This is a genomic window from Myxococcus faecalis, from assembly GCF_050039385.1.
Taxonomy (GTDB): Bacteria; Myxococcota; Myxococcia; order Myxococcales; family Myxococcaceae; genus Myxococcus; species Myxococcus fulvus.
Map to the genome: position 1 here is coordinate 448,450 of NZ_CP144336.1, position 22,815 is coordinate 471,264.

Annotated in this window: 17 protein-coding genes; 5 read left to right on the plus strand and 12 right to left on the minus strand. The window is 70.4% G+C overall.

What is annotated here, in order from left to right:
- Nucleotides 1-11 precede the first annotated feature (11 nt).
- From VZQ01_RS01575 to VZQ01_RS01620, 10 genes are all read right to left on the minus strand, one after another.
- Nucleotides 12-3,158, minus strand: coding sequence for an efflux RND transporter permease subunit (locus VZQ01_RS01575; RefSeq protein ID WP_426746733.1), 3,147 nt, complete (start codon nt 3,156-3,158; stop codon nt 12-14).
- A 12-nt stretch (nt 3,159-3,170) separates the two neighbouring features.
- Nucleotides 3,171-4,337, minus strand: a complete 1,167-nt coding sequence (locus VZQ01_RS01580) for an efflux RND transporter periplasmic adaptor subunit (protein ID WP_305070691.1) — start codon at nt 4,335-4,337, stop codon at nt 3,171-3,173.
- A gap of 361 nt (nt 4,338-4,698) precedes the next feature.
- A complete protein-coding gene (locus VZQ01_RS01585) occupies nt 4,699-5,616 on the minus strand; it encodes a carboxylesterase family protein (protein WP_223750125.1) in 918 nt (305 codons plus the stop codon).
- 234 nt (nt 5,617-5,850) lie between these two features.
- Nucleotides 5,851-6,735 carry an STM4011 family radical SAM protein gene (locus VZQ01_RS01590; protein WP_426746735.1) on the minus strand — a complete coding sequence of 295 codons (885 nt, stop codon included), beginning with the start codon at nt 6,733-6,735 and terminating at the stop codon, nt 5,851-5,853.
- Nucleotides 6,732-8,048 carry an STM4012 family radical SAM protein gene (locus tag VZQ01_RS01595; RefSeq protein ID WP_426748917.1) on the minus strand — a complete coding sequence of 439 codons (1,317 nt, stop codon included), beginning with the start codon at nt 8,046-8,048 and terminating at the stop codon, nt 6,732-6,734. The genes VZQ01_RS01590 and VZQ01_RS01595 overlap by 4 nt, the downstream gene beginning before the upstream one ends.
- An 11-nt stretch (nt 8,049-8,059) precedes the next feature.
- Nucleotides 8,060-8,854, minus strand: a complete 795-nt coding sequence (locus tag VZQ01_RS01600; RefSeq protein ID WP_223750127.1) for an STM4013/SEN3800 family hydrolase — start codon at nt 8,852-8,854, stop codon at nt 8,060-8,062.
- Nucleotides 8,845-9,600, minus strand: a complete 756-nt coding sequence (locus VZQ01_RS01605) for an HAD family hydrolase (protein WP_223784717.1) — start codon at nt 9,598-9,600, stop codon at nt 8,845-8,847. Before VZQ01_RS01605 ends, VZQ01_RS01600 begins: the two co-directional genes overlap by 10 nt.
- Nucleotides 9,601-9,642: 42 nt before the next feature.
- Nucleotides 9,643-10,788 carry an LOG family protein gene (locus tag VZQ01_RS01610; RefSeq protein ID WP_223750129.1) on the minus strand — a complete coding sequence of 382 codons (1,146 nt, stop codon included), beginning with the start codon at nt 10,786-10,788 and terminating at the stop codon, nt 9,643-9,645.
- 37 nt (nt 10,789-10,825) lie between these two features.
- Nucleotides 10,826-11,773 (minus strand): L,D-transpeptidase family protein, encoded by a 948-nt coding sequence (locus VZQ01_RS01615; protein ID WP_223784718.1) that lies wholly within the window; start codon nt 11,771-11,773, stop codon nt 10,826-10,828.
- A 59-nt stretch (nt 11,774-11,832) separates the two neighbouring features.
- Nucleotides 11,833-14,085 (minus strand): AAA family ATPase, encoded by a 2,253-nt coding sequence (locus VZQ01_RS01620; RefSeq protein WP_426746736.1) that lies wholly within the window; start codon nt 14,083-14,085, stop codon nt 11,833-11,835.
- A 435-nt stretch (nt 14,086-14,520) separates the two neighbouring features.
- On the opposite strand from VZQ01_RS01620, the gene VZQ01_RS01625 reads away from it, so the two are divergent.
- From VZQ01_RS01625 to srmL, 5 genes are all read left to right on the plus strand, one after another.
- On the plus strand, nt 14,521-15,765 hold the full coding sequence (locus VZQ01_RS01625) for a heparin lyase I family protein (RefSeq protein ID WP_223750131.1): 1,245 nt from the start codon (nt 14,521-14,523) through the stop codon (nt 15,763-15,765).
- Between the two features lie 92 nt (nt 15,766-15,857).
- Nucleotides 15,858-16,175, plus strand: coding sequence for an antibiotic biosynthesis monooxygenase (locus VZQ01_RS01630; protein WP_141327140.1), 318 nt, complete (start codon nt 15,858-15,860; stop codon nt 16,173-16,175).
- On the plus strand, nt 16,172-17,347 hold the full coding sequence (locus VZQ01_RS01635) for an iron-containing alcohol dehydrogenase (RefSeq protein WP_426746738.1): 1,176 nt from the start codon (nt 16,172-16,174) through the stop codon (nt 17,345-17,347). The genes VZQ01_RS01630 and VZQ01_RS01635 overlap by 4 nt, the downstream gene beginning before the upstream one ends.
- Nucleotides 17,348-17,371: 24 nt before the next feature.
- The gene (locus VZQ01_RS01640) at nt 17,372-18,109 is read left to right on the plus strand and encodes a dienelactone hydrolase family protein (protein WP_141327136.1); all 738 of its coding nucleotides are present in this window, start codon (nt 17,372-17,374) and stop codon (nt 18,107-18,109) included.
- 287 nt (nt 18,110-18,396) lie between these two features.
- A complete protein-coding gene (gene srmL / locus VZQ01_RS01645; protein WP_426746739.1) occupies nt 18,397-19,554 on the plus strand; it encodes a PheS-related mystery ligase SrmL in 1,158 nt (385 codons plus the stop codon).
- On the opposite strand, the gene VZQ01_RS01650 is transcribed toward srmL, so the two are convergent.
- Both VZQ01_RS01650 and VZQ01_RS01655 read right to left on the minus strand, forming a co-directional pair.
- Complete coding sequence (locus VZQ01_RS01650; RefSeq protein WP_223784723.1) at nt 19,542-21,071, minus strand: pyridoxal phosphate-dependent decarboxylase family protein; 1,530 nt, start codon at nt 21,069-21,071, stop codon at nt 19,542-19,544. The two genes, srmL and VZQ01_RS01650, sit on opposite strands and share 13 nt — an antisense overlap.
- 17 nt (nt 21,072-21,088) lie before the next feature.
- Nucleotides 21,089-22,687, minus strand: coding sequence for a xylulokinase (locus tag VZQ01_RS01655; protein ID WP_426746740.1), 1,599 nt, complete (start codon nt 22,685-22,687; stop codon nt 21,089-21,091).
- Nucleotides 22,688-22,815: the final 128 nt, after the last annotated feature.

Genomic DNA, 22,815 nt, shown 5'->3' on the forward strand with positions numbered 1-22,815 from the left:
TCGTCCCAGGCTCAGGACGTCGCGTGTGAGTCATCCACGGGAGCCGAGGACTCCGTCTTGCGTCGGGTGAACAGGCGCTGCACCACGACGAAGAACAGCGGCACGAAGAAGATGCCCAGCAGCGTGCCCACCAGCATGCCGCCGAGCACGCCCGTGCCGATGGCCCGCTGGGCACCGGCGCCCGCGCCCGAGGCGATGGCCAGCGGCACCACGCCGAAGCCGAACGCCAGCGACGTCATCAGGATGGGCCGCAGACGCGCACGCACCGCGAGCAGCGTGGCCTCCACCAGCTCCATGCCCTTCTCGACGTTCTCCTTCGCGAACTCCACGATGAGGATGGCGTTCTTGCTCGACAACCCCACCGTGGTCAGCATGGCCACCTGGAAGTAGACGTCGCGGTCCATGCCTCGCATGAAGCTGCCCAGCACCGTGCCGAGGATGCCCAGCGGCGCCACCAGCAGCACGGCCGTCGGGATGGTCCAGCTCTCGTACATGGCCGCCAGACACAGGAACACCAGGAGCAGCGACAGCGTGTACAAGAGCGGCGTCTGCGAGCCCGCCTGCCGCTCCTGATACGACTGGCCCGTCCACTCCAGGCTGAAGCCCGGCGGCAGCTGCGCCACCATCTGCTCCACCGCGGCCATGGCATCGCCGGAGCTCACTCCGGGCGCCGCCTCACCGGTCAGCTCCATGGCGGACACGCCGTTGAAGCGCTCGAGCCGGGGAGATCCCGAGCCCCACCGCACGCTCGCGAACGCGGGGAACGGCACCATCTCCCCCTTCGTGTTGCGCACGGACCACCGGCTGAAGTCCTCCGGCACCATGCGGAACGGAGCGTCCGCCTGGATGAACACCCGCTTCACGCGGCCGCGGTCGATGAAGTCGTCGATGTACTGACCACCCCACGCCGCCGTCAGCGTGTTGTTGATGTCCGCCGTGGAGAGCCCCAGCGCGGTCGCCTTCGCCACGTCCACGTCCACGCGGAACTGCGGCGTGTCCTCCTGGCCGTTGGGCCGCACGTAGGCAATCAGCGGGTTCTGCATCGCGGCGCCCATGAACTGGTTGCGCGCGGCCGTCAGCGCCTCGTGCCCCTGTCCGATGTTGTCCTTGAGGAAGAACGTGAAGCCGGCCGAGTTGCCCAGCTCCGCCACCGCGGGCGGCGGGAAGGCGAACGCGAGCGCGTCCTCAATCTGCCCCAGGGCCCCCGCGGCGCGACCCGCCACCGCGTTGACGCCCAGCTCCGCCGACTTGCGCTCCTTCCAGTCCCGCAGGTTGATGAACGCGATGCCGGCGTTCTGACCGCTGCCGGCGAAGCTGAAGCCCTGCACGCTGAAGAGCGCCTTGACGGTGTCCTTCTCGTTCTCCAGGAAGTGGTCCTCCAGCTGCTCGATGACCTTCATCGTGCGCTCCTGCGTGGCGCCCACCGGCGTCTGCACCAGGGCGAACAGGAAGCCCTGGTCCTCGGACGGGAGGAACGAGGTGGGCAGCTTGAGGAACAGCACCACCATCAGCGCGACCATGGCCACGAAGGCGACCATGAAGCTCCACGCCCGGCCCAGGATGCCCTTCACCACCGACTGGTAGCGGGCGTTGCTCCAGTCGAACGCGCGGTTGAACGCGCCGAAGAAGCCCTTGCTCGCCGCGTGGTGGCCCTTGGGAATCGGCTTGAGCAGCGTGGCGCACAAGGCCGGCGTGAGCACCAGCGCCACCAGCACCGACAGCGCCATGGACGTCACGATGGTCACCGAGAACTGCCGGTAGATGACGCCCGTGGAGCCCGCCAGGAACGCCATGGGGATGAACACCGCGGAGAGCACCACGCCGATGCCCACCAGCGCGCTGGTGATCTGCGACATCGACTTGCGCGTGGCCTCCTTGGGGGACAGCCCCTCCTCGCTCATCACGCGCTCGACGTTCTCCACCACGACGATGGCGTCATCCACGAGCAGGCCGATGGCGAGCACCATCGCGAACATGGTGAGCATGTTCGCCGAGTACCCCAGCGCCGTGAGCACGCCGATGGTGCCCAACAGCACCACCGGCACCGCGATGGTGGGGATGAGCGTGGCGCGGAAGTTCTGCAGGAACAGGTACATCACCAGGAACACCAGGAGGATGGCCTCCAGCAGCGTGGAGACCACGCCCTGGATGGCGACCCGGACGAACGGCGTGGTGTCGAACGGCACCACCGCCTTGAGTCCCTTGGGCAGCGTCGGCTCCATCTCCTTGAGGGCCGCCGCCACGCCCTGCGCGGTGTCCAGGGCGTTGGCGCCCGTGGCCAGCGACACGGCGATGCCCGTGGCGGGCTTGCCGTTGTAGCGGCTGATGACGCTGTAGTCCTCGGAGCCCAGCTCCACGCGGGCCACGTCGCCCAGCCGCAGCACGGAGCCGTCCGCGTTGCCTCGCAGGACGATGTTCCGGAACTGCTCCGGCGTCTGGAGGCGGTCCTGCGCCGTCACCGTGGCGTTGAGCTGCTGGCCCTTCACCGCGGGCGTGCCGCCCAGCTGGCCCACCACCACCTGCTGGTTCTGCCCGCGGATGGCGCCGATGACGTCCGTGGGCGTCAGCGCGTAGGTGTCCAGCTTGTTGGGGTCCAGCCAGATGCGCATGGCGTACTTCGTGCCGAACACCTGCGTGCTGCCCACGCCCGGGACGCGGGAGATGGGGTCCACCATGTTGGTGGCGACGAAGTCCTGGATGTCGTCACCGCCCATGCTGCCGTCCTCGGACACGAAGCCGATGACCTGCAGGAAGCCCGAGGCCGCCTTGGTGACGGCGATGCCCTGCTGCTGCACGGCCTGCGGCAGCAGCGGCGTGGCCAGCTGCAGCTTGTTCTGCACCTGCACCTGCGCGATGTCCGGGTCGGTGCCGTTGGCGAACGTGAGGGTGATGGTCGCCGCGCCGTTCGACTCGCTGGTCGACGACATGTAGAGCAGGTTGTCGAGCCCCTTCATCGTCTGCTCGATGACCTGCGTGACGGAGTCCTCGATGGCCTTCGCCGAGGCGCCCGGGTACACGGCGCCGACCGTCACGGTCGGCGGAGCGATGATGGGGTACTGCGCGATGGGCAGCCGGGTGATGGAGAGCGCGCCAGCCATCATGATGATGATGGCGAGGACCCACGCGAAGATGGGTCGATCAATGAAGAATCTTGCCATGGCTGCGTTCCGTCACTGGTTGGGAGCCGGCGGGACGAGGGGCGCGGCTTCGCCCCCCTTCGTCTCTGTCGGCGGGGCTTCCGTCGCCTGGACGGGCATGCCCGGCTGGATCTTCTGGAGACCGGAGATGATGACGCGGTCGCCCTCGGTCAGGCCGCTGTCCACGAGCCAGCGGTCTCCCACGGTGCGGCTCACCGCGACGGTGCGCGGCTCCACCTTGCCGTCCTTGCCCACCACGAGCGCGGAGGCGTTGCCCTTCGCGTCGCGCGCAATGCCCTGCTGCGGGACCAGGAGGCCCTCCTGACGCAGGCCGTTGCCCACGAGCGCGCGCACGTACATGCCGGGCAGGAGCATCTGGTCGGGATTGGGGACGGTGATGCGCAGCGCGAAGGTGCCGGTGCCCGGGTCCACCGTCACGTCGGAGAACGTGAGCGAGCCGGGGTGGGCATAGCGGCTGCCGTCCTCCAACAGGAGCGTGACGGGCGTGCTGTCGGTGGGCTTGAGCGTGCCGGCGCTGAGCTCCTTGCGCAGGCGGAGCAGCTCGCTGCTCGACTGGGTCAGGTCGACGTAGAGCGGGTCCAGCTGCTGCACGACGGCGAGCGCCTGCGGCTGGTTGGCGGTGACGAGCGCGCCCTGGGTGACGGACGACTTGCCGATGCGACCGGCGATGGGCGAGGTGATGCGCGCGTGTCCGAGCGTCACGCCGGCGCGCTGGACGGCGGCCTGCGCGGCCTTGACGTCCGCCTCCGCCTGGGCGAGCGCGGCGACGGCCTTCTCGTTGTCGGCGGGGGTGACGGCCTCGAGCTTGAACAGCTCGGCGGAGCGCTTGGTGGAGAGGGCGACCGAGGTCAGCGTCGCCTGGGCGCGCTCCAGCGCGGCCTTGGCGCTGGCGTAGTCGGCGCGGTAGGTGGCGTCATCGAGCTCATAGAGGGCCTGGCCCTCCTTCACCTGGCCGCCCTCGGTGAAGAGCCGGCGCTGGACCAGGCCGTTGACCTGGGGGCGGACCTCCGCGACGAGGAACGCCTGGGTGCGCCCGGGCAGCTCGCGCGTGAGCAGCACGGACTCCGACTTGAGGGTGACGACGGTGACGGGGGCGGCCTGGGGAGCCTGCTGCTGCTGCTGTTGCTGCTGCTCGGCGGGCTTCTCACAGGCGACGAGCAGCACGGCGCCAGACAGCATTCCAACGAACGCCGGCGTGAGCCGACGTGAACGAGACCACATGAAGTCCTCGGGGGTGGGGGACTGAAACGGGCGGCCGAAATCCTTCCGGCGCGGCCTCTCCTCTACCGAATACGCGCGCTCATGCCACCAAATCCGCATGCGCCCGGAGTGAATCCTCCGAAGCGACGTCAGCAATTCGCGGCGGACGAAATCCCGCTGGAATCCTGACAGGAGTTGTGTGCACGCGAGATTTCCGGTTGTGCGGCGTGCACGCGTTTTCGAGCACGACGAACGGTCGTTCTCGGGCGCGACACGCGCACGTCACGGAGGTGAGGACGGGCGCCACCCCACGAGGGCGCCCGTCCTCAGGAGCCGGAGCTCAGGGCACCGACGCGCGCTGCTGCGCGAGGAGCCAGTCCCAGAAGGCGTAGTTGTTGTAGGTCTGGGTCCAGCAGTCATGCGCGCTGCCGGGAATCACGGTGAGCCGGGCCTGGAGGTTGCCCGTCGACACGTAGCCCGGCTGGGACGTCCACACGTTGCTCGCGGCGCCGGCGAACAGGTACGTCAGCGTCGCGGACGGCTGCGGCACCGTCACCATCTGTCCCTGGTTGAAGTTCTTCGTCACGCCCATCAGCCACGAGCGCTCGGCCAGCAGCGAGTTGCCATCCGCGAACGAGTGCACGGCCCACACCGGCACGTTCTTCAGCTGGGTGATGGTGGGGCCCGGGCCGCCGATGTTGGTCGCCATGGGCGCGAGCGCCGCCAGGCGGTGGCCGTACGTATACGCGTACTGCCAGGCGCCATAGCCGCCGTAGCTCAGGCCCGTGACGTAGATGCGGGACAGGTCCACGCGGTAGTTCGCCACGATGAAGTCGACGAAGGCGTTGACCTCGGCGGGGACCCAGTTCGTCGCCGCCTGCGGCGTGAAGATCATCACCTGCTTCTGACCGAAGTACGTCTTGGCCGTGGGCTCGTGGCGGATCTTCTTCAGCGCCCCGTTGGCCGTGCCCTTCTCGAACAGGGCCGCCTCGTTCTGCGCGGTGCCGAACTCACCCCGGCCGTTGAGGTGGATGATGACCGGGTAGCGCGTCTCCGGAGACGTCAGGTAGCCGGGCGGCAGGTACTCGACGTAGCCATACAGCGTGCCCGTGCTCGCGGGCATGCGCGTCACGAGCTGGTCCTCGGTGGTGACGGTGAGCCGCGAGCCCTGCGCCTCCAGGGACTCGTGCTCCCCCAGCTCCCCTCCGCAAGCAACAACCCCCATCACGAAACACAGCAACATCCAACGTAGCAGCATGGTGTGCTCTCCAGGGTGAACGACGGTAGGCACCTGGAGTCTGCACAAAAGCTGGAATCCCGGAAACAGCCACAGCCCTGCTGATACAATCGGGATTCAAATGCGACACGAGGGCTGTCGACGCACCTGACCCCCGCTGCCCTCACATCAACCGCCCCAATAGCCCCGGGCCATGCAGGTGCAGCGCACAAACAGACACGCCATGTCTTGCTTTGCGGCCGCGACGCCCAGGCTTCAGCGACTCGCGACAGGCTCACGCCGCCACAGCGGCTCGGCCGGCACGCGCTCCAGGATTCCGGAGCCGAAGACCCGATCCAGCTCCAGGTAGTCCATGTGCACGTAGCCGATGTGGCAGCCACAGGTCGCCTTCGAGCACGGCCGGGGTCGCAGCGCCTGGTCGAAGTCCGGCGCGTAGATGTTGCCAATCGCCTCGTCGATGAAGTGACACCGCCGCGCCGTGCCCTCCCCGTCCACGGAGATGACCGACTCCCCTCCCCTGCACGCCTTCCCCAGGCTCGGGTGACGCACGTTGTTCACCGGGAACAGCGGGTCCAACCGCGTGAAGCGCGCCACGTCCTCGGGCGTGTACGGCTCCTCCTGCCCGTCCTTCACCGCGTTGATCCACAGGTACGTCTCGGCCGGCAGCTCGCGGCGCAGCGTCTCCGCCTCCTCCACGAAGCGCAGGAAGCCCACCACGCCCACACTGTGCCGGACGCCCAGCGACACCAACGTCTCACACTGCTTCAGGAAGCGCGGCCGCTTCGTCCACTCCGGGTGGTACGTCGCCCAGAGGCCCAGCTTCTCCGCGCGGCAGTCCTTCACCCAGTCCAGCCGACACGACAGGTTCGTCTGCGCCGCCACCCGCTCCACGTGCGGCAGATGCGTCAGCCGCGCCAGCGCCTGCTGATACCAGGGCCAGATGAGCGCCTCACCCCACGGCGTGAAGAACACCGACACCGTGTGCTGCGTGCGCGCCTCCACCCACGCGATGAACCGCTCCAGGTCCGCGCGGTCCTTCGCCAGCTCCTCGTCCGTGTGCTTCCACTTCCCGAACGGGCAGTACTCGCAGCCGTAGTTGCAGCTCGACAACGGCCCCCGATAGAGCACCGTGAGCTTCATCGCCAGGCGTACTCCGACGACAGCGCGCGCACCCCGTCCGAATGCAGCCACGGACCAATCAAGTCCGAGCGCTCCACCCCCGCCGCCGTCAGCCGCAGCCCCGTGGCGTCCCTGCGCCCCAGGCCGTGCGCCTCCAGCTCCAACAGCTCCGGGAAATCCTCCAGCACCTCCGCGCCGAACCGCGCCCGGTACGCCGCCAGGTCCACTCCTTCCGCGAGCAGCGACAACAACATGAACCTGCGCCGCCGCTCCCCCTCGTCCAACCGGAAGCCGTACCCCACCTCTCCAAAGGACTCCGCCGTCCGAGCGCTGTACGACGCGATGATGTTGCGCACCTCGCGCGAGCCCACCGCGTACTCGGACGAGTAATGCACCGCCCCCGTGTACGAGCGCGCCCCGCAGCCCAGCCCCACCATCCCGTCCTCCTGGCAGCGGTACACGGGGCCCCCCGCGTCCGGCGCGTGCTTCGCGCGGAACATGCGCATCGACACCTGCGTGTACCCCTGCGACAGGAGGAAGTCCCGACCCGTGCGGTACAGCGACAGCCGCAGGTCATCCCACGCGCGCGCCTTCTTCCCCAGGAACGTCAGCGGACGCACGTACAGGGGATACAGGTAGATCTCCTCGGGCGAGAAGCGCAGCGTCTCCCGCAGCGAGTACAGGAAGCTCTCCGGCGTCTGCCCCTCCATCCCATAGATGAGGTCCAGGTTCAGCGTCGGGAAGCCCGTCGAGCGGATGAGGTCCAGCGCCGACTCCACCTGCGCCGTCTTCTGCGGACGCTTCACCGCGGCCACCTCCGCCTCGATGAAGCTCTGCACGCCCATGCTCACCCGGTCCGTGCCCCGCGAGCGCAGCGTCCGCAGCTTCTCCGCATCCACCGTCTCCGGCGACACCTCCACCGACACCGGGATGTTCCGAGGGTCCGCCCCCAGCACCTTCTCCGCCAGGTCGAACACCTTGTTCAATCCCGTCACGTCCAGCAGCGTCGGCGTGCCTCCGCCCAGCGCCAGCCTGGCGAAGCTCGCCCGGCCCAGCGCGCCCTTCACCCGCTGCGTCTCGCGCTCCAGCGCGCCCAGATACCCGTCCACCACGTCCTGCTTGGGGCCCGCCGCGGTGAACAGGTTGCAGAACCCGCAGCGCATCTCGCAGAACGGGACGTGGAAGTAGAGGAACAGCGCGTCGCGCCGCTCCTCGGCCCACACCGACTCCAACGAGAGGGGCGGCGTGAAGGGCCGGTAGGCCGTCTTGTGCGGGTACCCATACAGGTACGCCACGTACGGCGACTCTCCCAACATCTGCTCCAGGCGCGTCATGGTGCGGGCTCTCACGGCAGGGTGAACTCCGCGTAGGGCACCGTCCAGACGACGGGGTGACCCACGCGGTGACCGTTATAACCGTCCTCGCCGTACGCCGTGCCGTGGTCCGAGCAGACAATGCAGAAAGCCGGCCCCCGCCGCCGCAGCGCGGCGAACAGGGGAGGGAGCTGACTGTCCACGTATTCCAGGGCTGCCGCGTGGGTCTCCCGCGAGTCCTCGCTGGCGCCCGGCAGGTAATGACGGTTGGGCTGGTGGAGCGCGGAGATGTTGATGAACAGGAAGACTCGCTGTTGCCTCGGGAGGGCGTCCAGGCGACGGACCGCCAGGGCCACCTGGTGCTCGGTCGAGCGGGGCTCGCGCACCCCCAGCTCCGGCGCCCAGTGGCTCTCCGCGAACAGGCCCGGCAACACGTTGCCCAGCGGGTTCAGCTTGTTGAAGAAGCCCACGCCGCCGATGCACACCGTGTGGTAGCCGCGCCCCGCGAGCCCCGTCACCAGGTCCGGCGCATCCAGCACGCACGTCCCCTGCCCCGTCGTCTCGCTGCCCTCGAAGCGCATGGCGAACAGGCGCGGGTGGCGACCCGGGCGCGCGGGGGTGGGAAGGAAGCCCGCGAAGAAGGCGTGGTGCGCGGCGTAGGTGAAGCTCGCGGGCGAGTGCCGCTCCTCCCACTGTCCTCCGGGCAGGAGCGCGGCCAGGTTCGGGATGCGCCCCGAGGCGGCCAGCTCGGTGGCCACGTCGTGGCGCAAGGTGTCCAGCGTGAGGAGGAGCAGGTCGTGCGAGCCGACCACCTGGTTCATGTCCATGTCGAGAGCACCCGCTCGAGGTCCCGCACGGCCGTGGAGACGCGCTCCACGGTGAAGTCGGGCGGAGGCAGCGACGCGGGCCACTCGCGCCCGTGCGACACCCAGCACGTGGTGATGCCCAGCCGCCCCGCGCCGACGATGTCGCGCACCGGGTCATCGCCCACGTGGAGCACCTCCGAGGGCGCGCGGTTCACGTGCTTCAGCGCCGCCTGGAAGATGGCCGGGTCGGGCTTCTCCACGCCCACCTCGCTGGAGAAGAAGCCCTGCGGCACGCAGTGGTAGAGCCCGGCGTGGAGCAGCTTCATGCGCTGCGTGTCCGCCGCGCCGTTGGACACCACCACCACGGGCTGACGGCCCGCCCGCGCGGCGAGCCACGCCACCAGCTCCGGGTCCGACGTCACCTGCCGCGCCAGCCCCACGTGGAACTCCGCGCGCACCGCCTTCTCGGAGAGCCCCACCGGGAAGCGCTCGAGCAGGTCCTGGAAGAACGCCTGCCGGTCGCGCCCACCCCGCTCGTCGAGCACGCGCAAGGTGGCCAGGTCCTCGGCGCGACGGTGCGCGGGGAAGACGTCCGGGAAGCGGGCCATGAAGCTCTCGAAGTAGCGCGTGAAGGCGCCCCCTCGGTCGACCAACGTGTCGTCGACGTCGAAGAAGAGCGCCTTCGGACGCACCGGGCCGTGCTTCCCGAAGGCCCGGGGCTTGTCCATCCAGCGTCTGTCCGCGTACTGCCCACCCTTCTTTCGCATCGCATCCTCCCGTGCCTCACGGCGCGGGTGAAGTCCAGCGGCTCAGCTGGCGGCCGGCGATGAGCGGTCGTACGCCCGCAGCGCCTCGACGACCTCCTCGCGTGAGTCCGTGAGGAGCAGGTGCCGCGCGTACTCGTGGCCCTGCGCGAGCTGCGCCAGCAGCGGGTACACCGGGCGGGTGCGCGTCCAGAACTCCCGGCCCAGGAAGATCATCGGGCTGATGACGCCCACGCTGTTGTAGTGATTCTGGCAGGCGTCCTGGAACACCTCCTGGATGGTGCCGGCGCTGCCGGGCGCGTACACGATGCCGCCCTTGGCGATGGTGAGCAGGCCGTCCTCGCGCACGCTGTTGGCGAAGTACTTGGCGATGTGCGTGGCGAACGGGTTGGGCGGCTCGTGGCCGTAGTGCCACGTGGGGATGCCCAGGCTCGAGCAGGCGAAGACGTCCTTGGGCCCGAGGGGGAACGCGCCGCGCACCTCGAAGGCCCGCGCCAGCCACTCGCGGTCCGTATAGCTGGGGGCCCTGGCGAGGATCTCGAGCCCCGCGTCGAGCTCCGCCTCCGTGCGCGTGGCGAACCAGGCGCCCACGTGCGTGGCCTCCATCGCGCCGGGGCCGCCGCCGCTCACCAGGAAGAAGCCCGCGCGCGTCAGCTCGCGCGACAGCGTGGCCACCTCGCGATAGTCGGGCATGCCGCGCTTCATGGAGTGCCCACCCATGATGGCCACCACCTTGCGCGGCGGCCCCGCCTTGAAGAGCAGGCCCTCCATCGCGTCCGTCACCGCGTGGTCATGCAGCCGCTGCGCGAGCGTCTCCAGCAGCGTCGGCGGCGTGCCCCGGCCGTGGGATTCCCAGTGGCGATAGATGCGCGCGTCGAGCGTGTCCTCATACGTCTCCGGGCGCGCCGGGTCGAAGCCCGCGTACAGCTCCTCCGGCGTGTAGAGCGTGCCCCGGTACGGCTGATAGGGCACCCCGGAGATGGGCGGGAAGACGAGCGCGCCGTGGGCGAGCGCCGCCTGGAGCGCGTCCTTCTCCAGCTCGCAGCCCAGGAACACGGTGCCCGCCAGCGGCAGCGTGCCCAGCTCGCGCGTGTAGCGCCTCAGGTCCAACCCCTGGATGACGACGTTGGCGAGGCTGTGTCCCTCGCGAAGATGCCGCTCGAAGGCCTCGGGAGTCTCTAGCTCGATCACCCCGGAAGGATTCCACGCCTCGCGGCCATCTTGAAGGCTAGAAGAGGACCACCATGGTGCCCTTGGGCATCTGCTCGTACAGCCTGGTGATGTCCCCCGGGTGGAACACGACGCAGCCCCAGGACAGCCGCCCGCCGCTCTCCTCCAGGGACCACTCGCCCGACCAGCCGTGGAACCCGATGCCGCTGCCCAGCCGGGTGCTCGCGTCCGTCGCCTCGCGCGCCGTCCACGCGCGCGCAATCCTCTCGCGCCCCTTCTCCGTGAGCCACCCGCGCTTCACGCCCCGGCTCGCGTCCCACGGGTTCGGGTAGTTCACCCGCAGCCAGTGTCCGCCGTAATAGGCCGCGTACGGCCCGGTGATGTTCCCGCGCACCGTCTGCACGATGAAGTACATGCCCACGGGCGTGCGGTTGTCGCCCCGCTCCTGCTTGGGCCCCTCCCCCTGGCCGAAGCCCACCTCCACCCTCGCCCGCTCGACGCCCCGCTCGTACAACCGGAGCTCGTTCCGAGCGTGCGAGATGAGCACCAGCACCGGCTCCTCCAACGGCTGCGGCAGGCGGGCCCGCTCCCGGGTGAAGCGCCGGGCCTCCGCCGGGGACAGCTCGCGGTCCGTGTGCAGCACCACCGAGGCCCGCGGCCCCACGCGCCCGAGCACCTGTCCACGGGACACCCCGGCTCCGCGGTCAAGCGACACCGACGCCAGTCCCGAGTACACGGCGCGCACGCGCTGGAGCTCGTGGTTCTCGTGATACAGATGTTCCAGGGTGACACTTTCGCCCGTGGCCGCCACCACGCGGCCTCGCGCCAGGGAGCGCGCCTCGGCGCCGGGCTTCGCGCCGCCCAGGTCCGGCCACGCCTCGAACCCGTCCGCGGGAGCGTGGGCCGGACGCAGCCAGGCCTCGAAGACATCCGGCGCCTCGGCGAGCGCGCGTGGGGTGACCAGGGCGAACAGGAGGCAGGACAGGAGCCCGCCACGACGGAGCACGAATCGAGGCACGTGTCCTGGACACTCGGGCCGCGCCGACGGTTCCGTCAACCCCCTCGTCAGCGCCGGGCCTCCAGCGCGCGCAGGGCCGCCTGGGCCTGGAGCAGCTCCGAGTGGGCATTGGCCGCGGCGGCGTCCTGCGCGGCCAGCCGCAACTGTCGCGCGGCCTCCTCGCGCTCTCCCAGCCGCAGGTGGGCGCGCCCCAGGGCGCAGCGCAGGAGCGACTTCAGCTTCCGGTCTCCCAGCATCCCCGCGAGCTGGAGCCCCCGGACGGCGTCCTCCTTCGCCAGCTCCGGCGCGTCCGCCTGGCTGTGCAAGAGCGCGAGGCCATGGTGCGTGTACGCCATGCCGCCCCGGTCCCCCGTGCGCGCCTTCGAGTCCAGCGCGAGCTGGAAGTAGTGCACCGCGCGCTCACGGTCCCCCGAGCGCGCGTAGGCATCCCCCAGGTTGAACAGCGCCGTGGAGTGCTCCCACGTGTCCCCCGCGCGCTCGGTCCAGCGCAGCACCGCCGCGTACTCCGCCGTGGCCTGCTCCGCGCGCCCCTGCCGCATCAGCAGCATCCCCATGGCGCGGTGCAGGGACGCCTCCGCGCTCGCCCGGCCCACGCCGTCCTGCCCCGACACCTGGAGCAGCCGCGCGCGCGCGCTCCCCAGCCGCGCCTCCGCCTCGGTGAAGCGGCCCAGCCAGCACAGCGCGAGCGAGGACAGCGCGTCCAACGAAGCGGCGGCGACGAGCGCCTCCTCGGACGACTCCTCCACGACGCCCACCTCGCCCAGCGCCACCACCTCCTCGTGGCGCTCCAGCGACAACACCACCGAGACCAGCTTGCTCAAGCACTGGAGCCGCCCGGCCGTCCCCCTGCGTCCCCCCACCTCGTCGAGGGACAGGGCGATGCGCCACGCGGACTCCGCCTCCCCCCGCTCCCCCGCCAGCCGGTGCGCATCCCCCATCCGCTCCCACAACACCCGCCCCCACTGACACGCGGACTCCAATGACAGCCGCGAGGACACCTCCAGCGCGAAGCGGTACACCTCCAGCGCGGCCGCGGGCTCCATCGCGGCCAGGTTCCACCCGGCGACCTCCAACAGGTGCGGCAGCGCGCGCTCCGGCCGCTTCGCCCCCAGCCAGTGACGGGCCACCTCCGCGCACGCGCGCCGACGGGTCTCCTCGGAGAGCGCCTCGTAGGCCTCCGCCACGCGCGCGTGCAAGGCCACCCGCTCCGCTTCCGTCCACGTCGCCTCGAGCCCCGGCGCCCGCGTCGCGCTCGCGTAGCGGCCTCCCGAGACGGGCGTGAGCCACCCGCCCGACTCCAACCCCGCGAGCGACGCGAAGCCCCCCACGAGCGCGCCCAGCACCGCCCGGGGGAAACACGGCCCCAGCAACGCGCCCACCCGCAGCGCCTCGCGCCGCGCGTCCGACAGCGCCTGGAACCGGGCCGACACCACCTGCTCCGCCGTCGCGGGCAACGGCTCCAGCGGCGACTCCTCGTGGAGCGCGAGCGCCTGCAACAACCTGCGCGGATGGCCCGCGCCCACGCGCAAGAGCGCCTCCCGCGGCAGGCCCGCGGGCAGGCGCGCGGAGACCAGCGTGGCGGCCTCGCTCGCGCTCAACGCTCCCACCTCCAGCACCTCGGCCGGTGGCGGCACGGACGCCCCCGTGCGCTCCAGCACGAGCACGAGCACCGGCGCATGCGCCAGTCGCGTCACCAGCACCTCGAGCATCGCCCGGCTGAGGCCATCCGCGTGCTGCCAGTCCTCCAGGACGAGGACGCGCGGCGTCCGGTGTGGCAGCAGCGCATGGCAGAGCGCGTCGAGCAGGGCGATGCTCTCCGCGGAGAGGCTCGCGGGCACGCCTCGCCACCGCCGCCCCTCCAGCCACCCCGCCACCCGCTCCGCCTCGGCGCTCGACATGCGCCCCACGCCCGCCACCGGCCGCAGCGAGCGCGTGGCGTCCAGCAGGTCCAACAGCGGCCCCGCCGGAGTCCCTGGATGGGCCAGGCCGCTGCCCTCCCAGATGTCGAAGCGGTGCGCGGACAGCGACTCCACCAGCGCGTCCTTCAGCCTCGACTTGCCGATGCCCTCTTCTCCCACCAGCCAGATGGCCCGCCCCAGCCCCCGGCGCGCCTCCTCGGCGCACCACGTCAGCCGCTCCAGGTGCGCCACCCGCCCCACGAGCGGCGGCTGACACGAGGCGAGCCCCCAGCGGCGCACCCCGCCCGCCAGGGGCGCGAGCAGCAGCGCGCGCGGGCACGTGGAGAGACCCGGGGAAAGTCGTGTCCCACAGGCCAGGCACACGCCCGACGACGCGGTCATGAGCACCTCCAGAGCCCGAACCTCTAACGCCACGGCCCCTTCACGCGCCTCGCGCCCGGGGGCTGTGCGTCTGTATTGAATCCGCCTGTGGGCCTGCCCTCCAGGCCACCGCACGCACGCACGCCCCCGCTGGATGTATGCCCTTTCCCTCACGGCATGGATGGGCTCGCCACCAATGCCAGACATTTCCAGCACCATCGCCCAGACCCACACGTCGAGTATGCGCGCCGCGTTTCCTGCCCAGCAGGCAGGCTCGACGAGAACTGTTGAATACGAAATAAAATGAGGCGATGGTTGTCCTCCGCTGCAACGCGGCGAACCCCCGCCGTGACCTTGGAGAAGCCCCGCAACTGAAATCACTCGTCGGCCCGTCGTGAGACGTCGCCGGACACACTCCCCGTCTGTCTGTTTTTGAATCCCCCCAGAGGTTCCCACATGAAGCAGTCTCTTCTGCTGGCCGGCGCGTTGCTCGGCCTTGGCGCCACCGCGTGCGGTCCCCAGGACTACAATGAGCTGGGAGAGGCCCCCTCCGGCGCGGAGGCCACCGCGTTCGCGACGTCCGCCGCCGCGCTGACCGCCTCCAACTGCACGCAGCTCACGGCCACCTCCGTCATCGCCAAGGGCCACGACGGCAATGTGCCGGCCAACACGATGGATGACCGGCTCGACACGCGCTGGAGCATGCTCGGCAAGGGCGCGTGGATCGACTACGACCTGGGCGCCATCAAGTCGATCTCCGGCGTCACGGTGGCCTGGCACGAGGGCAACACGCGCTCCAACACCTTCACCGTGTCGGTGTCGCCGGATGGCTATACGTACACGCAGGTCTACAGCGGCACGAGCGCGCTGCAGACCGCGGCGCAGACGTACTCCTTCGGCACCACGTCGGCGCGCCGGGTGCGCATCACCGTCATGGGCAACACCGTGAACGACTGGGCGTCCATCGCGGAGGCCCGCGCCTGCGGCAGCACCGTGACGTCCCCGCCTCCGCCCACCGGCAGCAGCGTGGTGTGGGTGGGTGACTTCGAGACGGGAGACCGCACCCAGTGGACGCGCGCGCAGATGGTGAGCTCGGACCGGCTGGCGCTGGTGTCCTCACCCAAGCGCCAGGGCGGCTACGCGCTGAAGGCCACGGTGAAGAAGGGCGATGACCCCATCAACTCCAGCGGCAACCGCAACGAGCTGGTGCGCATGACGAAGGAGCCGTCCGGCTCCGAGTACTACTACCGCTGGAGCACGATGTTCGACTCCACGTTCCCCAACGTGAACACGTGGCAGCTGTTCACGCAGTGGCACCAGGAGAGCGACACGGTGGGCGGCTCGCCGCCGGTGGAGTTCTACGTCTACGGCAACGAGGTCCGCCTGAACATCGGCGGCAACCCTGGCACCATCGTCTGGCGGGCGCCGCTGGTGCGCGCCAGGTGGATGGACTTCATCTTCCACGTGCGCTGGTCGGCGGACGCGAAGGTGGGCTTCGTGGAGCTGTACGTGGACGGCAAGCTGGTGCTGCCCAAGCGCTACATCGCCACGCAGTACAAGGGGCAGGTCAACTACCTGAAGATCGGCCTGTACCGGAACGACACCATCACCCCCACCGGCATCGTCTACCACGATGGCTGGGTGATGGCGCGCAAGCTCGAGGACGTGCTGAGCCCCACGGCCATCGTCAAGGCGCCGTAGCCCGGCGACGGCTGTACGGCACTCCACACGGTTTCAACCTCCGGGTCCTGGTCGCGTCCCCACGCGGCCCGGGCCCGGAGTAGTTTCGGGGCATGCCCAACACCCTGCGGGTCGTCCATGTCCACGTCCACGTGAAGCCCGAGCACGTGGACGCCTTCCGGGAAGCCACCCTGGCCAACGCGCGCGAGAGCGTGAAGGAGCCGGGGGTGGCGCGCTTCGATGTCATCCAGGACAGCGAGGACGCCACGCGGTTCGTGCTCGTGGAGGTGTACCGGAGCGCCGAGGCACCGGCCGCGCACAAGGACACGGCGCACTACCTGCGCTGGCGCGACACGGTGGCGCCGATGATGGCAGAGCCGCGCACCAGCCGGAAGTACGTGAACCTGTTCCCCGAGGACGCCGGGTGGTGACGGCGGGCCCCGCGGTCTTCGAGTTCGCCACCGCCACGCGGATTGTCTTCGGACCGGGCAGGTTGTCGGAGGCCCCCGCGTTGGTGCGCGGCCTGGGCGCGGAGCGCGTGTTGCTCGTGACAGGGAAGAACCCCGGGCGTGCGCACGGGCTCCAGACGGCGCTGGAGGCGCAGGGGTTGGTGGTGAGCACGTTCTCGGTGGAGGGCGAGCCCACGGTGGACGTGGTGCGGCGTGGGCTGTCGGTGCTCGCGGCGGCGAGATGCGAGGCGGTGGTGGCGCTGGGAGGTGGCAGCGCGCTCGACGCGGGCAAGGCGCTCGCCGCGCTGGCGACGCAGCGGGGCGACCCGCTGGACTACCTGGAGGTCATCGGCCGCGGACAGCCGCTCACCGGGGTGGCCCTCCCCTTCCTGGCGATTCCGACCACGGCGGGCACGGGGTCGGAGGTGACACGCAACGCGGTGCTGGGGTCGAAGGAGGCGCAGGTGAAGGCGAGCCTGCGCGGACCGCAGCTGCTGCCGCGGGTGGCGTTGGTGGACCCGGACCTGCTCATCGGCGCGCCGCCGTCGGTGCTCGCGTCCAGTGGCATGGATGCGCTGTCGCAGCTCATCGAGCCGTTCCTCTCCGCGCGCGCCAATCCGCTCACGGACGCATTGGCGCGCGAGGGGTTGCGTCGGTCCGCGCGCTCGCTGCGCCGGGCTGTGTTGTCGACGGAGCCGGATGCCGAGGCCCGCGAGGACCTGGCGCTGGCCAGCCTCTTCGGTGGACTGTGTCTGGCCAACTCGGGGCTGGGTGCGGTGCATGGCTTCGCGGCGCCGCTCGGAGGCATGTTCGATGCGCCGCATGGCGCGGTCTGCGCGGCGCTGCTCTCCGCGGTGCTCGAGACCAATCTGCGCGCGCTGCGGGAGCGTGCTCCCGAGCACCCGGCGCTGCCGCGTTACCGGGAGCTGGCGACGCTGCTCACGGGCCGCGAGGGAGCGAGCGCCGAGGATGCCATCGAATGGGTGGAGTCCTTGCGAGGAGCGCTGAGCATCCCTGGCCTGGCTCGTTATGGGCTGACCGTGGAGCGGGTGCCGGAGCTGGTGACGAAGGCGCGCGCCGCGAGCAGCATGAAGGCCAACCCGCTTCCACTCACTGACGCGGAGCTCACGCACATCGCCACCCGTGCGCTGTAGCCCCCGGCATTCACGAGGAACCCTATGGAAGACATCGACCTCGACACGCCTGATGGAACGATGGACGCGAAGCTATTCCAGCCGGAGGGGCGCGGCCCGTGGCCCGCTGTGCTGCTGCTCACGGACGCGATGGGCATCCGCCCCGCCTTCGAGCACGCGGCCCAGCGGCTCGCGGACGCCGGCTTTGTCGTGCTGCTGCCCAATGTCTTCTATCGCGAGGGGCGCGCCGCGACCCTGGACCTGAACGGCTCCTTCGCGGATGAGGCCTTCCGCAAGCGCATCTACGCGCTCATCGCCACGCTGACGCCGGAGCGCGTGCGCACGGACGGCGCGGCGGAGCTGGACTTCCTCGCGCGGCTTCCTCAGGTGCGTGGCCCCAAGGTCGGCGTCGCCGGCTACTGCATGAGCGGCGGCATCGCCGTGCGGCTGGCCGCGGACTTCCCTGACGTCATCGCCGCCGCCGTGTCCAATCATGGCGGTCGACTCGCGACGGACTCGCCGGACAGTCCTCACCTGCGCCTGGGCGACGTGAAGGGCGAGCTCGTCTTCGGCCACGCGGACCAGGACGCCTCCATGCCGGCTGATGCCATCCAGCGACTGGAAGCAGCGCTGAAGGCGGCCGGCGTGCGACACCAGTCCCGACTCCACGTGGGAGCCCGCCACGGCTACGCGGTGGAGGACTCGGCCGCCTATCAGCCCGAGGCCGCCGAGGAACACTGGCGCGAGCTGCTCGACGTCATGGGACGCACGCTGGCGAAGTGAGGCCCACCCGAGGCCCTCTTGCCAGCAAATCGCGGGAGCGTTATTCGTACGCCCATGGTTCGCGTCGTGATTGCTCGTCGATTTAGCCGCCCCCCGGCCCCCTTCGGGTGTCGGGAGGCCGTGCTGCTCTGAGCGCGCACGCACCTCTCGTTGGCGAAACGCCGTCTGGCGCGACGCCCACCCGGAGCCGCCGGGGGGGCATCCGAGGCCGGTGACGCCTGGCGGACTCCTCGCTCGGCGTGCCGGAGACCGCTGCGTTTCCCGTTCGCTTCCGAGAGGTCTTCCCCATGTCGTCCCTTCCCATCGCCGTCCTCAGCGCCGAGGAGCTTCGGCGCGCCCTGTCCGTTCGCGATTTGACCGACCCCGCCTCGGGTCCCCACGCCCTCCAGCTCCTCGTCGCCTCCGCGCTCGAGGCCCTGCGCACCGCCTGGAGCTGCGCGGTCCTGACGCATCGACAAAGCCCCGTCGTCTCCATCGCCGACAACTACGACCGCCTCCACTACCCACCCGGAGGCGTCGCCCGCGACGCGCGCTACACCCGATACGTCTGTGACACCGCCCTTTTGCGCTCGCAGACCTCCGCCATGATTCCCGGCGTCCTGCGCCGCCTCGCCTCCTCCCCACCCGAGGACGTACTGGTCGCCTGTCCCGGCCTCGTCTATCGACGCGACTGCATCGACCGGCTCCACACCGGCGAGCCCCATCAGATGGACCTGTGGCGCATCCGCCGTGGCCCGCCCCTCACCCCCCAGGACCTGCGCCAGATGATCGCCACCGTGGTCCAGGCACTCCTCCCCGGACGCGAGCTGAAGCTCACCGACGCCGTGCACCCGTACACGACCGACGGCCTGCAGATCGACGTCCAGGACGGCGACGACTGGGTGGAGATTGGCGAGTGCGGCCTCGCGCTCCCCGCCCTGCTCGCCGAGAGCGGCTTGGCGGCAGGCCCCGTCACCGGACTCGCCATGGGCCTGGGACTCGACCGCATCCTCATGCTGCGCAAGGGCCTGGACGACATCCGGCTTCTGCGCTCCACCGACCCACGCATCGCCACGCAGCTGTTGGACCTGACGCCCTATCAGCCCGTGTCCTCGATGCCCGCCGTGCGCCGCGACATGTCCCTGGTCATCGACGAGCACCGCACGGCGGAGGAGCTGGGCGACGCCGTCCGCGCCGCGCTGGGCGCACGGGCGGAGCTGGTGGAGAGCGTCGAGGTGGTGAGCCAGACGCCCTACGCCGAGCTCCACCCCAACGCGGTGAAGCGCCTGGCCCTCCGCCCGGACCAGAAGAACGTCCTCCTACGCGTGGTGCTGCGCTCCCTGGAGCGAACCCTCACGCATGACGAGTGCAACGAGCTGCGCGACGACATCTACGCCACGCTGCACCAGGGGACCACGTGGGAGTGGGCCGCGCGCCCACGTCCCAGGGCGCCTCAGACCTTGTAGAGCAGGTCCATGTACTTCTTGAGCAAGTCGCTCACGAGGCCACGGAAGGGGACGGCGGCGGCCATGCCGTAGACGGGCGCCATCGTCCCCTTCTGGCCGGGGTTCGCCTTCACGTGCTCCACCGCGGCGCGCAGATCCGACAGGAAGCGCTCCGCCACACCCGGCTGCGCGTGCCGCAACGTCACGCACAGATGCACCGCCGCGGGCTTGTGCAGCCCGTTGAGGCTCCACCCCTGCTCCCCCAACCGCTCCATCACCTTGAAGATGTCCACCGTCTCGGAGCCGAACGCGATGACGAACAGCGGGTCTCCCAGCACGTGCAGCTCGGGGATGGCCCGGATGCCCTGCTTGATCGTATCCGCCGTCTCGAGGATGCGGCGCGTGGCCTCCAGGTAGCCCTGCTCCCCCATGCTGACCAGCGACGCCCACGCCACCGCGATGAGCGCGCCGGGACGACTTCCGGAGAACGTGGGCGAGAAGTAGATGCCGCCGGGCCACTCCGTGGCCGTGAAGTACTGATGGGAGCGCAGCTCGGTGCCCCGATACAACACCACCGACGAGCCCTTCGCCGCGTAACCGAACTTGTGCGTGTCCGCGGACATCGACGTCACGCCCGGCAGCCGGAAGTCGAACGGCGGCACCTCGCGCCCCAGCTTCCTCGCGAAGGGCAGCACGAAGCCGCCCAGGCACGCGTCGGTGTGGAAGCCGATGCGCTTCTTGCGCGCCAGCTCGGACAGCTCGGCGATCGGGTCGATGACACCATGAGGGAAGCCCGGCGCCGAGCCGATGAGCACGATGGTGTTGCGCGTGATGGCCTTCTTCGTCGCGGCCACGTCCGCGCGGTAGTCGGCCCCCACCGGCACGCGCACCATCTTCACGCCGAAGTAGTGCGCCGCCTTGTCGAAGGCCGGGTGCGCGCTGGAGGGCGCCACCATCTCCGGCTTCGTGATTCCCTTCGTCTCCCGCGCCCAGTCCCGGTACGTCTTGATGGCGAGCATGATGCTCTCGGTGCCACCCGAGGACATCGAGCCACAGACGTGCTCGGAGGCCGGGCGCCCCGCGTTCGCCGCGTCCGCGCCCAACATCGTCGCGGCCATGGCGATGACCTCGGCCTCGAACTTGGTGGCGCTCGGCCACAGGTCCGCGTGCAGCGGATTGCTCTGCGAGTGCAGCGCGTAGACGCGGTTGAGGAAGTCGATGTGCTCCGAGTCGCCGCTGTACACGGCGCCGGACACCTTGCCGTCCCGCCAGCGCTCCTCCTCCTGCGACTCCAGCGCCTGCAGCTCGCGCAGCACCTCCTCGCGCGAGCGCCCCGTCACCGGCAGCCGGTCGAACGCGGGCATCTTGCCCCGGTACGGCTTGAGCCCTCCCTCCAGCTCCGACAGCAGCGTGTCCGTCTCCTTCGAGAGCAGGTCGCGCACCAGCGGCACGGCCTTGAGATAGCGCTCGGCCGCCGACAGCAGGCGGGGCGGGACGTGGTTCAGCAGGTTCAGCGACTTGGGGTCGGGCAATGCCATGCGCGGCTCCTGGGCCTTCAGGCGCTTCGCGCGCGGTTGAGCCGCGCGAAGATGGCCTTGTTGCTCTTGTAGAGGTTGACGAATTCGCGGAACAGCTCGTCGTACAGCGCGCGGTTCGCGGGGTCCGGCTCGAAGGTCCGCGCCACGGGGACGAGCGCGGGCAGCTGCTCCACCGTCAGCTCCCCCAGCGCCACGGCCGCCTGGAACGCGGCGCCGCGCGCGTTGGCCAGCACCGGCTCGTCCACCTGTTGGATGGAGCGGCCCAGCACGTCCGCGTGAATCTGGCACCAGAGCGCCGAGCGCGCCCCTCCGCCGATGATGCGCAGCGACTCCAGCTTGCGCCCGACGAACTGCTCCACGTAGGTGAACAGCCAGCGCGAGTTGAAGGCCACGCCCTCCATCACCGCGCGCACCAGGTGCGCCCGCGTCGTCTTCAGCGACTGGTTGAAGAACCCACCGCGCAGCGACTTGTCGTCCACCGGGCTGCGCTCGCCGTTGAGCCAGGGCAGGAAGATGAGCCTGTCGCTGCCGGCGGGCACCTGGCTCGCCTCGCGCTCCATCAGCCGGTACACCTCCGCGGAGTCCTCCTCCTGTCCCTCGGGCCGGCCCGCCTGGCCATACAGGATGTTGTCCTTGAGGAAGGTGAGGCAGATGCCCGCGGACTCCTGCTCGTTCGCGAGCAGGTAGCGCCCCGGCAGCGCCGACGGCACGGACGCCATCTGGTGGAACAGGTCCGACTTCTTGTACGGCACGTGGCAGCACAGCCACGACGACGTGCCCACGCACAGGTGCGCCTCGAAGTCGCGCACCGCGCCCGAGCCCACCGCCGCGGCGAGGATGTCCGGCGCCCCCGTCACCACCCGCACGTCCTCGCTCAGCCCCAGCTCGCTCGCGGCCCGGGGGCTCAGCGGCCCCAGCACGCTCGCGGCGGGCACCAGGTCCGGCAGCTTCTCGCGGTGCAGGCCCGACATGCGCAACAGCCCCGCGTCGTAGTCCACGCGGCCCAGCGTCCGGTTGTCCGTCACCCAGTGCAGGGTGATGGAGTCGTACGACGCCGCGAAGCGCCCGCTCAGCTTCAGGTTGAGCCAGTCCTTGGGCTCCAGGAACTTGTACGTCGCGCGGTAGACGTCCGGGTGCTCCGCCTGGAGGTAGAGGATGTGGCCCACCGGGTCCTTCCCGGACAGGCTCGGCACGCCGCCCGTCAGGCGGATCCACTGGAACAGCCGCGTGACGCCATAGCCCTCGATGGGCACCAGGCCTCCCGCCACGCGCTTCACGTGGGGCGCCCCGCGCGAGTCCATCCAGATGAGCGCCGGACGCAGCGGCGTCCCCTGCTCGTCCACCGCCACCGTGCCGGACCACTGCGAGCTGCAGTTGACGCCGATGATGTCGCGCGCGGACACCGTCCCCGCGCCGAGCAGCCTGCGCGTGCCCCGGACGATGGCGCTCCACCACGCCTCCGGGTCCTGCTCCGCGCCGCCGTCCGGCAACAAGTCCAGCGCCAGGGGCTCCACCTCGCCCCCGAGGATGCGCCCGCGCAGCGTGACGACTGCCAGCTTCACGGCGGAGGTGCCCAGGTCGATGGCCAGGATGGACTTGTCACCTGCGTGGGACACTCGGCCCTCCGAGCCGGAATGGGGAGCCGCCCGAGCACGACGGCGGGCCGGACTCTAGAAAGCGCGTCGTGCCCCTTGCCATCCACAAGTCGGGGCAAGGGCGCTTTTCTGAACGACGGGCCCCGCCC

What these genes read in the sequence shown, in the direction of transcription:
- VZQ01_RS01605 (WP_223784717.1), bottom strand. Translation starts at nt 9,600, where the DNA reads ATGCGAAAGAAGGGTGGGCAGTACGCGGACAGACGCTGGATGGACAAG.
- VZQ01_RS01630 (WP_141327140.1), top strand. Translation starts at nt 15,858, where the DNA reads ATGCCCAACACCCTGCGGGTCGTCCATGTCCACGTCCACGTGAAGCCC.
- VZQ01_RS01590 (WP_426746735.1), bottom strand. Translation starts at nt 6,735, where the DNA reads ATGAAGCTCACGGTGCTCTATCGGGGGCCGTTGTCGAGCTGCAACTAC.
- VZQ01_RS01620 (WP_426746736.1), bottom strand. Translation starts at nt 14,085, where the DNA reads ATGACCGCGTCGTCGGGCGTGTGCCTGGCCTGTGGGACACGACTTTCC.
- VZQ01_RS01575 (WP_426746733.1), bottom strand. Translation starts at nt 3,158, where the DNA reads ATGGCAAGATTCTTCATTGATCGACCCATCTTCGCGTGGGTCCTCGCC.
- VZQ01_RS01640 (WP_141327136.1), top strand. Translation starts at nt 17,372, where the DNA reads ATGGAAGACATCGACCTCGACACGCCTGATGGAACGATGGACGCGAAG.
- VZQ01_RS01600 (WP_223750127.1), bottom strand. Translation starts at nt 8,854, where the DNA reads ATGGACATGAACCAGGTGGTCGGCTCGCACGACCTGCTCCTCCTCACG.
- VZQ01_RS01625 (WP_223750131.1), top strand. Translation starts at nt 14,521, where the DNA reads ATGAAGCAGTCTCTTCTGCTGGCCGGCGCGTTGCTCGGCCTTGGCGCC.
- VZQ01_RS01595 (WP_426748917.1), bottom strand. Translation starts at nt 8,048, where the DNA reads ATGACGCGCCTGGAGCAGATGTTGGGAGAGTCGCCGTACGTGGCGTAC.
- VZQ01_RS01585 (WP_223750125.1), bottom strand. Translation starts at nt 5,616, where the DNA reads ATGCTGCTACGTTGGATGTTGCTGTGTTTCGTGATGGGGGTTGTTGCT.
- VZQ01_RS01580 (WP_305070691.1), bottom strand. Translation starts at nt 4,337, where the DNA reads ATGCTGTCTGGCGCCGTGCTGCTCGTCGCCTGTGAGAAGCCCGCCGAG.
- VZQ01_RS01650 (WP_223784723.1), bottom strand. Translation starts at nt 21,071, where the DNA reads ATGGCATTGCCCGACCCCAAGTCGCTGAACCTGCTGAACCACGTCCCG.
- srmL (WP_426746739.1), top strand. Translation starts at nt 18,397, where the DNA reads ATGTCGTCCCTTCCCATCGCCGTCCTCAGCGCCGAGGAGCTTCGGCGC.